This is a genomic window from Sphingopyxis sp. EU05-FHT14B03 (assembly GCF_058790875.1).
Genome location: NZ_JBYTDC010000003.1, coordinates 981187 through 996247, shown reverse-complemented (window position 1 = coordinate 996247; position 15061 = coordinate 981187). Strand labels below are relative to the sequence as shown.

General features: G+C 66.5%; 18 protein-coding genes. 13 read left to right on the top strand and 5 right to left on the bottom strand.

Annotated features, from left to right (window positions below; translation table 11 throughout):
* Positions 1 to 4 precede the first annotated feature (4 nt).
* Both AC3WS4_RS21280 and AC3WS4_RS21275 read left to right on the top strand, forming a co-directional pair.
* On the top strand, positions 5 to 2050 hold the full coding sequence (locus AC3WS4_RS21280) for a conjugal transfer protein TraG (RefSeq protein WP_137890083.1): 2046 nt from the start codon (positions 5 to 7) through the stop codon (positions 2048 to 2050).
* Positions 2047 to 2487, top strand: a complete 441-nt coding sequence (locus AC3WS4_RS21275) for a ribbon-helix-helix protein, CopG family (RefSeq protein ID WP_137890084.1) — start codon at positions 2047 to 2049, stop codon at positions 2485 to 2487. The genes AC3WS4_RS21280 and AC3WS4_RS21275 overlap by 4 nt, the downstream gene beginning before the upstream one ends.
* Here AC3WS4_RS21275 and AC3WS4_RS21270 read toward each other — a convergent pair.
* From AC3WS4_RS21270 to AC3WS4_RS21255, 4 genes are all read right to left on the bottom strand, one after another.
* Positions 2463 to 3263, bottom strand: coding sequence for a JAB domain-containing protein (locus AC3WS4_RS21270; RefSeq protein WP_310256110.1), 801 nt, complete (start codon positions 3261 to 3263; stop codon positions 2463 to 2465). The genes AC3WS4_RS21275 and AC3WS4_RS21270 overlap by 25 nt on opposite strands.
* A gap of 137 nt (positions 3264 to 3400) precedes the next feature.
* A complete protein-coding gene (locus AC3WS4_RS21265) occupies positions 3401 to 3874 on the bottom strand; it encodes a hypothetical protein (protein WP_444805319.1) in 474 nt (157 codons plus the stop codon).
* Positions 3875 to 3915: 41 nt separating this feature from the next.
* Positions 3916 to 4248, bottom strand: a complete 333-nt coding sequence (locus AC3WS4_RS21260) for a hypothetical protein (protein ID WP_077031274.1) — start codon at positions 4246 to 4248, stop codon at positions 3916 to 3918.
* A 62-nt stretch (positions 4249 to 4310) separates the two neighbouring features.
* A complete protein-coding gene (locus AC3WS4_RS21255) occupies positions 4311 to 4829 on the bottom strand; it encodes a LuxR C-terminal-related transcriptional regulator (RefSeq protein WP_286748852.1) in 519 nt (172 codons plus the stop codon).
* A gap of 218 nt (positions 4830 to 5047) precedes the next feature.
* Here AC3WS4_RS21255 and trbB point away from each other — a divergent pair, with 218 nt between their 5' ends.
* Genes trbB through AC3WS4_RS21200 form a run of 11 tightly spaced genes read left to right on the top strand, consistent with a single transcriptional unit; the run spans position 5048 to position 14276 of the window.
* Positions 5048 to 6028: a P-type conjugative transfer ATPase TrbB gene (gene trbB / locus AC3WS4_RS21250; RefSeq protein WP_439512656.1), complete on the top strand. Its 981-nt coding sequence runs from the start codon at positions 5048 to 5050 to the stop codon at positions 6026 to 6028.
* Positions 6025 to 6357, top strand: coding sequence for a TrbC/VirB2 family type IV secretion system protein (locus tag AC3WS4_RS21245; RefSeq protein WP_137890089.1), 333 nt, complete (start codon positions 6025 to 6027; stop codon positions 6355 to 6357). Before trbB ends, AC3WS4_RS21245 begins: the two co-directional genes overlap by 4 nt.
* The gene (locus tag AC3WS4_RS21240) at positions 6357 to 6626 is read left to right on the top strand and encodes a VirB3 family type IV secretion system protein (RefSeq protein ID WP_053555699.1); all 270 of its coding nucleotides are present in this window, start codon (positions 6357 to 6359) and stop codon (positions 6624 to 6626) included. The genes AC3WS4_RS21245 and AC3WS4_RS21240 overlap by 1 nt, the downstream gene beginning before the upstream one ends.
* Entirely contained in the window at positions 6623 to 9058 is a 2436-nt protein-coding gene (gene trbE / locus AC3WS4_RS21235) for a conjugal transfer protein TrbE (RefSeq protein ID WP_286748850.1), read from the top strand. Before AC3WS4_RS21240 ends, trbE begins: the two co-directional genes overlap by 4 nt.
* Before the next feature lie 6 nt (positions 9059 to 9064).
* Entirely contained in the window at positions 9065 to 9781 is a 717-nt protein-coding gene (gene trbJ, locus AC3WS4_RS21230) for a P-type conjugative transfer protein TrbJ (RefSeq protein WP_492738087.1), read from the top strand.
* A complete protein-coding gene (gene trbK-alt, locus AC3WS4_RS21225) occupies positions 9711 to 10034 on the top strand; it encodes a putative entry exclusion protein TrbK-alt (RefSeq protein WP_492738020.1) in 324 nt (107 codons plus the stop codon). Before trbJ ends, trbK-alt begins: the two co-directional genes overlap by 71 nt.
* On the top strand, positions 10031 to 11311 hold the full coding sequence (gene trbL / locus AC3WS4_RS21220; RefSeq protein ID WP_439512654.1) for a P-type conjugative transfer protein TrbL: 1281 nt from the start codon (positions 10031 to 10033) through the stop codon (positions 11309 to 11311). The genes trbK-alt and trbL overlap by 4 nt, the downstream gene beginning before the upstream one ends.
* A 4-nt stretch (positions 11312 to 11315) precedes the next feature.
* Entirely contained in the window at positions 11316 to 11999 is a 684-nt protein-coding gene (trbF, locus tag AC3WS4_RS21215) for a conjugal transfer protein TrbF (RefSeq protein WP_077032451.1), read from the top strand.
* A complete protein-coding gene (trbG, locus tag AC3WS4_RS21210; RefSeq protein ID WP_492738018.1) occupies positions 11996 to 12832 on the top strand; it encodes a P-type conjugative transfer protein TrbG in 837 nt (278 codons plus the stop codon). Before trbF ends, trbG begins: the two co-directional genes overlap by 4 nt.
* Entirely contained in the window at positions 12829 to 14058 is a 1230-nt protein-coding gene (locus AC3WS4_RS21205; protein ID WP_137890095.1) for a TraB/TrbI/VirB10 family type IV secretion system protein, read from the top strand. Before trbG ends, AC3WS4_RS21205 begins: the two co-directional genes overlap by 4 nt.
* Complete coding sequence (locus AC3WS4_RS21200; protein WP_058818134.1) at positions 14055 to 14276, top strand: DUF2274 domain-containing protein; 222 nt, start codon at positions 14055 to 14057, stop codon at positions 14274 to 14276. The genes AC3WS4_RS21205 and AC3WS4_RS21200 overlap by 4 nt, the downstream gene beginning before the upstream one ends.
* 27 nt (positions 14277 to 14303) lie before the next feature.
* On the opposite strand, the gene arsH is transcribed toward AC3WS4_RS21200, so the two are convergent.
* Positions 14304 to 15059, bottom strand: coding sequence for an arsenical resistance protein ArsH (gene arsH / locus AC3WS4_RS21195; protein ID WP_058818133.1), 756 nt, complete (start codon positions 15057 to 15059; stop codon positions 14304 to 14306).
* Between the last annotated feature and the right edge of the window lie 2 nt (positions 15060 to 15061).

The window sequence follows — 15061 nt, the reverse complement described above, 5'->3', positions numbered from 1 at the left end:
GAGCGTGAACGACAGGATTCTCTGGGGCCAGATAACGGCCGTGTTTCTGATCGTCCTCCTTGCGGTCTGGGGCGCGACGCAATGGACGGCGGCGGCGCTCGCCTTCCAGCCCGAGCTCGGCGAGCCCTGGTTCCGCCTTGGCGATTATCCCGTCTATCCGCCGCCGGCCTTCTTCTGGTGGTGGTTCGCCTTCGACGCCTATGCGCCGCCGATCTTCTATAAGGGCGCGCTGATCGCCGCGTCGGGCGGGTTCGCTGCCATCATCGTGGCGATCGCCATGTCGGTATGGCGCGCCCGCGAACGGCGGAAGGCCGAGACCTATGGTTCGGCGCGATGGGCGGGCCGGCGCGAGATACGCGCTGCCGGGATGCTCGGGGGCGAAGGGGTCGTGCTCGGCCGGTTCGGTAGCGACTATCTTAGGCATGACGGCGCCGAGCATATTCTCTGCTTCGCGCCGACACGGTCGGGCAAGGGCGTGGGGCTCGTCGTGCCCACTTTGCTCACCTGGCCGGGAAGCTGCATCGTCCATGACATCAAGGGCGAGAATTGGCAGCTGACCGCGGGCTTTCGCGCGCTGCACGGCCGCGTGCTGCTCTTCGATCCGACCAATGCCAAATCCTCAGCCTATAATCCCCTGCTCGAAGTGCGCCGCGGTGAATGGGAGGTGCGCGATGTCCAGAATGTCGCCGACGTGCTCGTCGACCCCGAAGGCAGTCTCGAGAAGCGCAACCATTGGGAGAAGACGAGCCATGCGCTGCTCGTCGGCGCGATCCTGCACGTGCTATACGCCGAGGAAGACAAGTCGCTCGCCGGTGTCGCCGCCTTTCTCTCCAATCCGCGGCGACCGATCGTCTCGACGCTGCGCCGCATGCAGACGACCCGGCATCTGGGGGACAAGGGCGTGCATCCCGTCGTCGCCGCGGCCGCGCAGGAATTGCTGAACAAGTCGGACAATGAACGCTCGGGGGTGCTCTCGACCGCCATGTCCTTCCTCGGCCTCTATCGCGACCCCGTCATCGCGGCGGTGACGGGCCGCTCCGAATGGCGGATTGCCGATCTGATGGCGGGGGACCGTCCGACCTCGCTCTATCTCGTCGTGCCGCCCGGCGACATCAGCCGGACGAAGCCGCTCATTCGCCTGATCCTCAACCAGATCGGACGGCGGCTCACCGAGGATCTCAATCCCGGCGCGCGGCCGCGGCGCCTGCTCCTGATGCTCGACGAGTTTCCGGCGCTGGGCCGCCTCGATTTCTTCGAAAGCGCGCTCGCCTTCATGGCGGGATACGGGATCAAGGCCTTCCTGATCGCCCAGTCGCTCAACCAGATCGAAAAGGCCTATGGGCAGAATAATGCGATCCTCGACAATTGCCATGTCCGGGTGAGTTTCGCGACCAACGACGAGCGGACCGCCAAGCGTATTTCGGATGCGCTCGGGACTGCGACCGAAATGCGTGCAATGAAAAATTATGCCGGCCACCGCCTCTCGCCCTGGCTCGGTCATCTCATGGTCTCGCGCACCGAAACCGCCCGCGCCTTGCTCACGCCGGGCGAGGTGATGCAACTGCCGCCAGGCGAGCAGATCGTGATGGCCGCCGGGGTGCCGCCGATCCGGGCTGCGAAGGCACGCTATTATGTCGACCCCCGGTTCACGAGCCGCATTCTCGCACCGCCGACACCTGCCCGGACGTCGAAACGGGCGGACGACGACTGGACGCCGCGGCCGCAGGCGCCGGCGCCCGTCCTTCTGCTTCCCGGACCCGGGCCTGCCGGACGCCGGGCATCGCCAGCGGAGGACGGCGACCCGAAGGCGGCGGCGCCGGCCAGGGGCGCTGCGGCGGAGGAGGGGGCCAATTCGGGGATCCGGCGGGAGCCGGGCCTCGCCGATCATGAGAATGTGGCACCCGAACCTGTGCCCGAGGTCAACGAGTTCGATTTCGACCGCGGCGGCGAGGGAGGTAACGCGGCGCGCGACCGGCGCGCCATGGACCGGGCGATGCGGCGCAATGCGCGCAACGCATCGCTCGATCCGGGCGATGGAATCGACCTGTGAAAAAGCCCGCGGTCAAACGGACCTTCCGCCTCGATGCCGCGCTTTGCCGCGAGCTCGACGAACGGGCGCGCAGCCGGCGCATGACGCGAACCGATATTGTCGAAGCCGCCCTTGCATCCTTGCTCACACCCGATCAGGAGGAGCGGCTCGAGGCGGTGCTCGCCCGGCGCCTCGACCGCCTGTCGCGGCAGATCGATCGGCTCGAATGGCATATCGAGCTGTCGAACGAGACCGCCGCGCTGTTCATCCGATCCTGGCTGACGAACAATCCGCCGCTCCCCGATGCGGCGCTGCAGGCGGCGCAGGCCACCGGCAAGAAACGGTGGGAGGCGTTCGTCGATACGCTCGCGCGCCGAATGGAACTTGGGCCGAAGTTCCAGGAGGAAGTATCGCTGGGCACACAGCCCGGCACTCATTCCTCGCCGGCCGCGAAATAGGCGGTAAGCCGGTGGGCGACTTCGGGCGCCAGCTGGATGAAGTTTCGCCGTCCGTCGGCGGGATCCGACGTGCGGACCAGGAGCTCGGCGTCGCAGAGCCGCTGGACCAGCCTCAGCGCGCTGCTCATCCCCAGCCCCGAGGCGATGCCGAGGCTGCTCGTCGACACCGGCTTCGCCTCGCCTTCATGAATGAAGAGGTCGATGAGCATGTCCCACGCCGGCTCGCCGAATAATTCATCGTTGCCCAGAAGCTGTTTGCGCAGCAACCGCCGCCGCAAGGTCCGCCGCGCATTGGCGAGTGCGAGGTCGGCAATCTCTTTCTGCGTCTCGTCGCGATGCCCGTCCCCGAGGGTCAACGGCGGTCCCGGTCTTCCCCTCGGCGGAGCTTTGCCGGCGGCCAGCCTATGGTGCTCGCGCTGGGTGACGATAATATGGTCGATGAGTTCGACGTCGAGCGCCCGGCCGATGCCCCGCAGGAGGTCGGTGACGCGAATATCGCTGTCGCTCGGGGCCGGGTCACCGCTTGGATGATTATGGACCAGCAGGATAGCCGCCGCGTCCAGTTCGAGCGCGCGCCGGAAAATCGTGCGGGGATAAAGTGTCAGCTGCCGAACCGAGCCATGCTGCATTTGCTCGTCGGCGATGAGTCGGCGCGACGCGTCCAGAAACAGCACGCGAAGAATTTCCTCGGGCAGCGCCCCCATCGAGGCCTTGAGATATTCGATCAATTTCGGGCTGGAGGGTTCGATCACGCGACCGAGCAATTCGGCGCGCATGGCTTCGAGGCCGGCCTCGCGCGCGGCAAGCAGAAGGCCTATGACCGGACTCTTTTCCCCGAGGACCCGCGCGAGCGCCTCGGGTGACCGCGACCAGATGCGATCGAGACTATGGAACTCGGCAAGTAGCGTTTCGGCTATCGATTGGCTGTTCTCGGGATCGATCGACGCGACGAGATGTACCAGGACGGCTCGCTGTCGCCGCGCGCCAGGCGTCGCTGGTGCCGCCAGGTTGCGAGGATGAGGATCGGCGGAATCAGCCACGAGGTCGCAACCTGCATCGTCAGATAGGCTGCGGGATGAATCTCCACATCGAGGAACCGGCTCGTGTGCGCGAGGAGCGGCAGAATATGGAGCACCGCGACGCACATGGGCCAGAAGCGATGCGCAAAAAGCGCGAGCAGGGTGGTCGCGCTCGCGCCGAACAGGTCGATCGCGAGATGGCCCGTGTCCAGCGATGCGAATTCGACCGGTACGAAAGCGTGGAGCATCTTGTCCGCTCCCACCATGGTCAGCGCGATCGCCGCCATCGCGCGTTCGGGTCCGCCCCCGCGCCAGGCCGCATAGCCAAGAGCAACCAGCAAGAAAGCGAGGAAAAATGCCATGCGCATCGCCCGAACCTTTCATGCTGGCTGCTCCCGGTCAATCGGGGTCAGGCGGCCGCTGGAAGAGGCTCGGAAACCGCGCCGGCGATCGCCGGGCATTCATGGAGGTCATAGCCCGCCGTCTCGCGACCGATTTGCACGAGATCGCCATGGACGCGAAGAATGTCGCCGCTCACATCGACCAGCGCCATCTGCGCCTTCGCGAGCCGCCGGATCGTCGCATGGCCGCTGGTGGCCGGCACGCCGATGGTATCGCGTCGCGCGGTAACGACACTTGTCATCAGCGAGGACACCGCGATGAGGGCATCATCGACTCTGCCTTCCGCAGCCGGGACGTCGCGCTCGAGACGAGCCGCTGCGAAGTTGATTTCTTTGGACATGACTTCTCCTTTTCCGGAACGCGGGGGCGATCCGGCAATTGTTTGGGCACAAGGGAAAGGGATCAGCCGGAGATCAGCGTCGTCAGCGCCTGGGCGATGGCGAGCCCCGAGAGGATGAGCAGGACCAGTGCGACCAGCATGGCCGCCATGATCAGCGCTCGCCTCGTCCGGGCATGGTCATGCCTCCAGAAATCCCTGGACGGCGGGCTGGTCTCCATCGGCCCGCCCGCCGCCAGGGCACTGTCATTCAGCGCCATCGCGTCGGCCGGGCCTCCGTCCGGGAAGTGGGATGGCACGAGCTTAGGCGGCCGCGGAAGGTCGATCGGATCGCATGTGATCCGGTCATAGGTCTGTTTGAGACGGGCATAGACGATCGCGGTCTCGTCCCGGTTCGCCGTCCCCAATATATCGCGCGCCTTGGTCAGCCGGAGATCGACGGTGGGCTTGGCGATTCCGAGCTGCCGCGCGATCTGCTTCGAGGTCTGTCGCTCGATCAGGAGATCGAGGCAGGCCCGCTGCTTGTCGGTGAGGCGCGCCCAGCGTTCGGCGTCCTCATATGTGTGCGACCTCGAATCACTCATGTTCACACTCTTGTCAAAATCGCCTCCGGCACAAGCCCCGGGGGTGATTCGCGGAAGCGCGGCCGCTTCCCGCGATGACGGCGCCTACGCCATAGCCTGTCTTTCGACGCCACGGTGCGACGCGCTCAAAAGCTTGTTGAATTGGAGCAATCCCTGCGTCTCTTACTCGGCCCCGTCGCACGGACATCCGGTCCGGCGCCGCGAAACGGGGTCCTCTCATGGCAGCAGAACCGATCCGGCTCGAAGCGCGAAATCGCAGCGCGCGCATGTTGCAGACCGCATTCGGGGCGGCGATCGCCGGCTGGCTTGCCGACCCGCAAGTCGTCGAGATCATGCTCAATCCGGACGGCCGCCTCTGGGTCGACCGGCTCGGCGAGGGCATCGCGGACAGCGGTACATGGCTGAGCGCGGCCGATGGCGAACGCATCATCCGCCTCGTCGCGCATCATGTCGGCGCCGAAGTTCATGGCGGGAGTCCGCGCGTATCGGCTGAACTGCCTGGCGGCGGCGAGCGGTTCGAGGGATTGCTGCCGCCCGTGGTGATCGCTCCGGCCTTCGCGATCCGCAAGCCTGCGGCAGCCGTTTTCACACTCGACGATTATGTGGGGGCGCGCATCATGGCGCCGGCTGCCGCCGCCTCGCTGCGGCATGCGGTCGCCGGGCGGATGAACATTCTCGTCGCCGGCGGCACCGGAACCGGCAAGACGACGCTCGCCAACGCGCTGCTCGCAGAGATCGCCGGCACCGATGACCGGATCATCCTCATCGAGGATATACGCGAGTTGCAGTGCGCCGCTCGCAATGTCGTCGCCATGCGCACCAAGGACGGAGTCGCATCGCTCACCGACCTCGTGCGCTCGTCGCTCCGCCTCCGGCCCGATCGCATTCCGATCGGCGAGGTGCGCGGCCCCGAAGCGCTCGATCTGCTGAAGGCTTGGGGAACAGGGCATCCGGGCGGGATCGGTACGATCCACGCCGGAAGCGCGCTCGGGGCGCTCCGCCGCATGGAGCAGCTCATCCAGGAGGCGGTCGTAACCGTGCCGCGCGCGCTGCTTGCCGAAACGATCGACCTTGTTGCCGTCCTCGTCCGCGATGGGACCGGCCGGCGCCTGTCCGAACTTGCGCGGGTCGAAGGACTCGATCCCGCCACCGGCGAATATCGCCTGGTCCCGCACACACAAGAAGGAGAAAGCTCATGATCCGTGCCGCCCGGCATGGCGCCCGCCGCGCCATGCTCACCTCGACCGCGATCGTCGTCGCGATGATCGTCGCCGTCCCGGCCCATGCCGGCGGCTCGTCGATGCCCTGGGAAGCCCCGCTCCAGTCGATCCTCGAGAGCATCGAGGGTCCGGTCGCCAAGATCGTCGCGGTAATCATCATCATCGTCACCGGCCTGAGCCTTGCCTTCGGCGATACCTCGGGCGGTTTCCGCCGGCTGGTCCAGATCGTCTTCGGCCTGTCGATCGCCTTCGCGGCATCGAGCTTCTTCCTCTCCTTCTTCTCCTTCGGCGGCGGGGCGCTCGTCTGATGGCACAGGAGGCCGACATTCCGGGTTTCTTCGCGCCGGTCCACCGCGCGCTTGCCGAGCCGATCCTGCTCGGCGGCGCGCCGCGCAGCTTGGCGATCGTCAACGGAACCCTCGCCGGCGCGATCGGGCTTGGCCTTCGGCTCTGGATCGCCGGCCTTGCCCTCTGGGCGATCGGCCATGCCCTTTCGGTCTGGGCGGCGCGGCACGACCCGCAGTTCGTCGACGTCGCCCGCCGTCACCTCAAATTTCCTGTCTGGATGCGCCCATGATGAACCTCGCCGAATATCGCACCAAATCCGCTTCCCTCGCCGACTATCTTCCCTGGGTGGCGCTTGTCGCCGAGGGCGTGGTCCTCAACAAGGACGGCTCCTTCCAGCGCACTGCGCGCTTTCGCGGTCCCGACCTCGACAGCGCGACCCCGGCCGAACTCGTCTCGGTGACCGCGCGGCTGAACAATGCGCTGCGGCGGCTCGGCTCGGGCTGGGCGGTCTTCGTCGAGGCGCAGCGTGTTCCCGCGATATCCTATCCGGTCTCGGATTTTCCCGACGCCGTCTCGGCGCTGGTCGATGTCGAGCGCCGCGAGCAGTTCCGCGAGGAAGGCGCGCATTTCGAAAGCTTCTATTATCTGACCCTGCTCTGGATGCCGCCCGCCGAAGAGGCTGCGCGCGCCGAGGCCTGGCTTTATGAGGGGCGCTCGGAGGCGGGTGTCGATCCGAAAGAACTGCTGAAAGGCTTCGTCGATCGTAGCGGGCGGCTGCTCCATCTGATTGAAGGCTTCGTTCCCGAGGCCGAATGGCTGGGCGACGGCGAGACACTCACCTATCTCCACAGCTGCGTCTCGACCAATCGGCAGCGCGTCCGCGTCCCCGAAACACCCGTCTATCTCGACGCGCTGCTGACCGATCAGCCGCTCGTCGGCGGTCTCGCGCCGCGGCTCGGCGAGCATCATATCCGCACGCTGACGATCACCGGCTTTCCGACGGCGACCTGGCCGGGCTTGCTCGACGAACTCAACCGGCTTGCTTTCGCCTATCGCTGGTCGACGCGCGCGATCATGCTCGACAAGACCGACGCGACGAAGCTGCTGACCAAAATCCGGCGGCAATGGTTCGCCAAGCGCAAATCGGTCGCCGCGATCCTCAAGGAAGTGATGACCAACGAGACGTCGGTGCTCATGGACTCGGACGCCTCGAACAAGGCTGCCGACGCGGACATGGCATTGCAGGAACTCGGCGCCGACCATGCGGGCATCGCCTATGTGACCGCGACGCTGACCGTGTGGGATCTGGATCCCGCCATCGCGGCCGAAAAGCTGCGGCTCGCCGAGAAGGCCATCCAGGGCCGCGATTTCACCTGCACGGTCGAGGGCATGAACGGGGTCGACGCCTGGCTGGGGAGTCTCCCCGGTCATGTCTATGCCAATGTCCGCCAACCCCCCATTTCGACGCTCAATCTCGCCCACCTCATACCCTTATCAGCGGTGTGGGCGGGGGCGGAACGGGACGAGCATTTCGGTGATGCCCCCTTGCTCTATGGCAAGACCGAAGGCTCGACCCCGTTCCGCCTCACTCTTCATGTCGGCGACGTCGGCCACAGCCTCGTCGTCGGCCCGACGGGCGCCGGCAAGTCGGTGCTCCTCGCACTGATGGCGCTGCAGTTCCGGCGCTATGAGGGCAGCCAGATTTTCGCCTTCGATTTCGGCGGCTCGATCCGCGCCGCGACGCTCGCCATGGGGGGCGACTGGCAGGATCTGGGCCGCGCCTTGCAGGATGACGGCGGCGGCGTCGCGCTGCAGCCGCTCGCGCGCATCGACGAGGCGGGCGAACGGGCATGGGCGGCCGAATGGCTGGCCGCGCTCCTCGCGGGCGAAGGCGTCGCGGTCGATCCGGCCGCGAAGGAACATCTCTGGTCGGCGCTGACGTCGCTGGCCACCGCGCCGGTCGCGGAGCGGACGCTGACCGGGCTCGCGGTCCTGCTGCAATCGCAGGAATTGAAGCAGGCGCTGGCGCCCTATCTGGTCGGCGGACCCTGGGGACGCCTCCTCGACGCCGAGGTCGAACGCCTCGGCAGCGCACGGGTGCAGGCGCTCGAGACCGAGGGCCTCGTTGGCGCCGCCTCGGCCCCCGCCGTGCTCGCCTATCTCTTTCACCGCATCGGGCAGCGCCTAGATGGCTCGCCGACCCTGATCATCATCGACGAGGGCTGGCTTATCCTCGACAGTCCGGCCTTCGCCGCGCAGCTGCGCGAATGGCTGAAAACGCTACGCAAGAAGAATGCGAGCGTCATCTTCGCGACGCAGAGCCTCGCCGACATCGAGAGTTCGAGCATTGCGCCCGCGATCATCGAAAGCTGCCCGACGCGCATCTTCCTTCCCAATGAGCGCGCCGCCGAGCCGCAGATCGCGCGGGTCTATGAGCGCTTCGGCCTCAACGACCGGCAGATCGAGATATTGAGCCGGTCGACCCCGAAGCGCGATTATTATTGCCAGTCGCGCCGCGGGAACCGGCTGTTCGAGCTGGGCCTCGGCGAGATCGCGCTCGCCTTCACCGCCGCGTCTTCCAAGACCGATCAGATCCGCATCGGCGAACTCGTCGCCGAACATGGGAGCGACGGCTTTGCCGCCGCCTGGCTGCGTGAGCGCCGCCTCGACTGGGCGGCCGATCTTCTCGCCAATCTCGAATTTTCCACCCTGAAGGAGTGAATGACCATGAAGACCCCGATTTTCCATTGCGCCGCCGCGCTGCTCGTCACCGGGTGCGGCATCGCGGCTGCGGCCGTGTCCGCCCCGGCCGCGGCCCAGGTGGGCGGGATCGTCCATGATCCCCGCAATTACGCCCAGAACATCCTGACCGCCGCACGCACGCTCGAGCAGATCAACAATCAGATCAAGCAGCTACAGAATCAGGCGACGTCGCTCGCGAACGAGGCACGCAACCTGTCGAGCCTGCCGGTCTCCACGCTCGAGGAGCTGCAAGGGCAGGTCGACCGGACCCGCACCCTGCTCGGCGAAGCGCAGCGGGTCGCTTTTGATGTCGGAGACATCCAGAAGGCGTTCGACGCGCGCTACAAGGGCGGCGCACTGACGGGCACGCAGGCGGAAATGGTCGCCAATGCCGAGGCGCGCTGGACCGACAGCGTCGGCGCCTTCCAGGATGCGATGAAGGTCCAGGCGGGCGTCGTCGGCAATATGGGCGATGCGCGCCGCTCGATCACGACGCTGGTGACCGCGAGCCAGTCGGCGGCCGGCGCCCTTCAGGCGGCACAGGCGGGCAACCAGCTGCTTGCGCTCCAGTCGCAGCAACTTGGTGATCTTGCCGCTGCGATCGCCGCGCAGGGGCGGGCACAGATGCTCGATGCCGCCCGCGCGGCTGCTGCCGAAGCCGAAGGACGCGAGCGCTTCCGCCGCTTCCTCAAAGGCAATTGAGATGGGTTGGGCGGCCAGGATCGCAGGCGCGGCAGTGCTGGGCGGAATCGCCATGACGCTCGCGCTCGTCGCCGCGACCTGGCCGCCCGCGCCCCGTGCGTCCGTCCCCCAGGTCTCCGGGGCGGACGCACACCCGGCGCCGGACGATAGGCTTCGCCGCTGCCGGACCGTCACGACGGTCGACCCAGATTGCGAAGCGGCATGGGAAGCGAAGCGTCGCCGGTTTTTCGGTGAGCGGAGGAACGAGCGATGAACGACACGGGCGTGATCGACCAATTTCTGTCGGTCTTTTCGACCTATATCGACAGCGGCTTCGGGCTGCTCGGCGGCGAAGTCGGTTTTCTGTCGACTACGCTCATCGTCATCGACGTGACGATCGCCGCGCTGTTCTGGGCGTGGGGAGCCGACGAGGATGTCCTTCAGCGCCTCGTCAAGAAGACGCTTTATATTGGCGTCTTCGCGTTCATCATCGGTAATTTCCAGAGCCTGGCGACAATCATGCTCGAAAGCTTTGCCGGTCTCGGGCTGAAGGCAAGCGGCGGCGCCATGGCGATCGGCGACTTCATGCGCCCGGGCGTCGTCGCGGCGACGGGCCTCGATGCCGCGGAGCCGCTTCTCGATGCGAGCAAGGACCTCCTGGGGCCTATCGGGCTCTTCACCAACTTCGTACAGATCTTGATCCTGCTGATCGCCTGGGTGATCGTCGTCCTCGCCTTCTTCATCCTCGCGGTGCAGGTCTTCGTGACGATCCTCGAGTTCAAGCTTGTCACGCTCGCGGGCTTCGTTCTGATCCCCTTCGCCTTTTTCGGCCGCACCGCGTTCATGGCGGAGCGCGTCCTTGGCCATATCGTCTCCTCCGGCATCAAGGTGCTGGTGCTCGCCGTCATCACCGGGATCGGCACGACCCTCTTCGACCGCTTCATGGGTGCCCAGATTGGCGCCGAGCCGGACATCGAGCAGGTTATGGCGATCGCGCTTGGCGCGCTCACATTGCTGGGTCTCGGTATCTTCGGTCCTTCGATCGCCAATGGCATCGTCGCGGGCGGCCCCCAGCTCGGCGCAGGCGCTGCGGCCGGCACGGCCGTCGCCGCCGGCGCCACGCTCGCCGCGGGCGCGGCGGGTGCGACGCTGGCTACCGGTGCCGCCGCCAGCTTTGCGCGCGGCGCTGCGGCTGGCGCTACCCGCACTGCGGGCAGCGCATCGGCCTCCTACGCCGCAGGCGCGGCCGGGAAGAGCGGGGCGCAAGCGGTCGGTGCGGGTCTCGCCAATGTCGCGCGCTCGGCGGCGAGCGCTGCGGCGTCCCCGCTTCGGCGTGCCGCCGAGCGGACCCGCGAGCAGTTTGCGGCCGGCCGCGCGGGTCAGGCGGCGAAGGCGGGACCGGCACCTGCTGCCGGTACGCCGCCGGCTTGGGCGACCGCGATGCGGCATCGGCAGTCGGTCGCGCAGGGCGCGATGGTCGGCGCGCAGACCCTGAAGGGCGGCGATAGCCACGGCGGCGGCTCCGCACCCGACATCAGCGAAAGGGATTGATATGATTTTCCGCAGGCCCTCCAATCATTATGGGATCTCGCCCGTCCCGGTCACGCCGCATCAGCGCGCGGGGCAGGTCTGGGACGATCGCATCGGCTCGGCGCGCGTCCAGGCGAAGAATTGGCGGCTCGCCTTTTTCGGCACCCTGCTTCTGTCAGGCGGTCTCGCCTCGGCGCTGGTCTGGCAGTCGCTGCGCGGCACGATCACGCCCTGGGTGGTCGAGGTCGACAAGCTCGGCGAGGCAAGGGCCGTCGCGCCCGCAGACGCCGACTGGTCGCCGACCGATCCGCAAATTGCCTTCCATCTCGCGCGCTTCATCGAGCATGTCCGGTCGATCCCGGCCGACCCGGTGGTGCTGCGCAAGGACTGGCTCAGCGCCTATGATTTCACCACGGCTAGCGGTGCGCAGGCGCTCAATGAATATGCCCGGCTGAACGATCCCTTCGCGGAGATCGGCAAGCGACAGGTCGCGGTCGATGTGTCGAGCGTGATCCGCGCCTCCAAGGATAGCTTTCGTATCGCCTGGACCGAGCGCCGCTATCAGGACGGCAGCCTTCTCGAGACGTCGCGCTGGTCGGCGATCGTCACCGTGACGGTTCAGCCGCCCCGCACACCCGATGCTTTGCGGCGCAACCCGCTCGGAATTTTTGTCACCGCCGTAAATTGGTCGAAGGAGCTCAGCCAGTGACGCGTTTTATCTTTCTCGTGACCGCAGCCGCGCTCGCATTTCCCGCGGTTGCCGCGCCCTCCGACGTCAAGATGCAGGTCGGCCGGGCCAATGACGCGGCGCGCGTCCAGCCGGACCGTGCCACATTCCTCAACGCGATCCAGAAATATGCCTGGGCCGATGGCGCGCTGTTCCAGATTTATACGGCGCCGGGGCAGGTCACCGATATCGCGCTCCAGGAAGGCGAAGAGCTCGTCGGGCCCGGGCCGGTCGCTGCCGGCGATACGGTGCGCTGGGTCATCGGCGACACGCTGAGCGGCGCCGGTGTGTCGCGGCGCGTTCATATTCTCGTCAAGCCGACCCGCCCCGACATCATGACGAACCTCGTCATCAACACCAACCGCCGCACCTATCATCTCGAACTGCGTGCAACGCCTGCGACATATATGGCGGCGGTCAGCTGGTCCTACCCGGCCGATGAGCTGATCGCATTGCGAGCGGCCGAAACCGAGCGGGAGCGCGCTGCTCCCGTTGCGGGCGGCATCGACTTTGCGGCGCTCAATTTTGGTTATCGGATCAGCGGCGACAAGGTGCCCTGGCGCCCGCTGCGCATCTTCGACGACGGTCGCCAATTGTTCGTCGAGTTTGGCGACGGCATTGCCGAGGGCGATATGCCCCCGCTCTTCGTGCTCGGTGACAAGGAGGGTGCGGAGCTCGTCAATTACCGCGTGCAAGGCCGGTTCCTCATCGTCGACCGCCTGTTCGAACGCGCCGAACTGCGGCTTGGCAACGGGCGCGGCGCGAAGAAGGTGCGAATCGAGCGCGACGACAAGCGCCGTCGGGGGCGGTCATGAGCGGGCCGGAACGGGAAGGGAAGGCAGAACCGCCTCCTGAAGCCCTGGCGGCGGAACGCCCCGTCGCGCCGTCCAGCCCCGACGGGTTCCGGCTTGAGGGCGAGATGCCGCCTGTCATGCGCCTCTCGCGCCGGACGCTCGCGATTATCGGCGGCGCGGCAGGCTTTGCTATCGCCGGTGCTCTGCTCTGGGCGCTGCGGTCGCCTGCTCCCCAAGCCGACAAGAATCTCTATGAGACCGATCGCCCCAACCGCTCGGAGGTCATTACGGGCGCGCCCGCGGATTATGGCGCGGTTCCGAAACTCGGGCCGCCGCTTCCCGGTGACCTCGGGCGACCGATCGTCTCAGCGCAGAAGGAGGGCGGGATGATAACGCCGCCGCCCATGGTGGCTGTTCCACCGCCGGCCGATCAACGACAGCGGGCGGTGGATCAGGCGCGTGAGCGCCGGATCCAGGAAAGCGACGCGGCGCGTTCCAGCAATCTTTTCCTGGCAAGCGGGGGAGGCAGCGCCTCGGCCAGTACCGCGGAACAACCTGCGCCGCCCGCGGCGCAGGCGATCAATCCATCGGGCGCAGAAGCCCCGGCTCGTCCCTTTCTGAGGGGAGATGGTCCGCGCCGGACAGACAGCGGCGAACGCATCGTCCCGCTCGCTTCGCCCTATGTCGTGCAGGCCGGGAATATCATTCCGGCGGCGCTGATCACCGGCATCCGTTCCGATCTTCCGGGCCAGATCACAGCGCAGGTGACGCAGAATATTTATGACAGTCCGACGGGACGCATTCTCCTGATCCCCCAAGGCTCGCGCCTGATCGGGGAGTATGACAGCGAGATCGTGGCGGGACAGAATCGCGTGTTACTGACTTGGGATCGGTTGACCTTTCCCGGCGGTCGCTCGATCGCACTTGGCCGGCTCCCCGGAGCGGATGCCGGCGGAATGGCGGGGCTGGCGGATCGCACCGACTATCATTGGGGCCATATGTTCAAGGCCGCGCTCATATCGACGCTGCTCGGTGTCGGCGCCGAGCTCGGAGCGGACGACGACGATCGGCTCGTTCGTGCGATCCGGTCGGGATCGCAGGATTCGATCGGTCAGACCGGCCGGCAGATCGTCGACCGGCAACTCGCCATACCGCCCACTATCACCATCAGTCCCGGTTTCGCGTTTCGGGTCATCGTAACCCGTGACCTGGTGCTGGAGCCGCTTTTCAGCGGCGAATCCCGATGAGCAAGCTGCGGCTCGGACCCATCGCCGAGGATCGGCCGGTCAAGGTCACGGTTGAACTGTCGGGAGGCATTATGCGCGATCTTGCAGACTATGCCCGCATCCATGCCAGGGCCAATGGGCTCCCCGAGCCTTTGCCGGCGGAGCGGCTGATTGCCCCGATGATCGAGCGCTTCATGAGCGGTGACCGCGAATTCGGCAAGCTGCGGCGTCGATCCTGATCGGCACCAGTTCGCGGCCACAAGACATCACGCCCCCGGCAATTTGGCCAGCTGTGCGGGTGTCAGGATAGGGGCGTTGCGATCCCTGCGCTCCGAATAGCGATCGACAAGCTGGTCGGCGTGGCCGCGCGTCAGCACGGTGAACCGCACCAGCTCCTCGGCAACATCGACAATCCGGTCATAATAGCTCGACGCCAGCATGCGGCCTGCCTCGTCGAACTCCGCATAAGCTTTGGCAACGCTCGACTGGTTGGGGATGGTGATCATCCGCATCCAGCGGCCGAGGATGCGCAGCGTGTTGACGCTGTTGAACGACTGCGATCCCGCCGAGACCTGCATCACGGCGAGAGTGCGGCCCTGCGTGGGACGCAGACCTCTATAGGCGAGCGGCAGGTGATCGATCTGCGCTTTCATTATGCCGGTGATCTGGCCGTGGCGCTCGGGGCTGCACCAGACCTGGCCATCTGACCAGAGCGAATGCTGGCGTAGTTCCTCGACCGCGGGATGATCGTCATCGGCGATGAGGTCGGGCAGTGGCAGGTCGGAAGGATCGAAGATGCGGGTCTCGCAGCCGAAAAGCTGGAGCAGACGCGCCGTTTCCTCGACAACGAGGCGCGAGTAGGAGCGCTCGCGCAGCGATCCGTACAGAAGAAGGATGCGCGGCGCGGGATCGAGCGGCCCCAGACCAAACGCCGGCTGTGCGTGGAGATATTCGGGGCTCAATGCGGGAAAATGGTCTGCGTCGGAGAGCGCGCGCAGGCGGCTGTGGGTCTGTTCTGTCATGA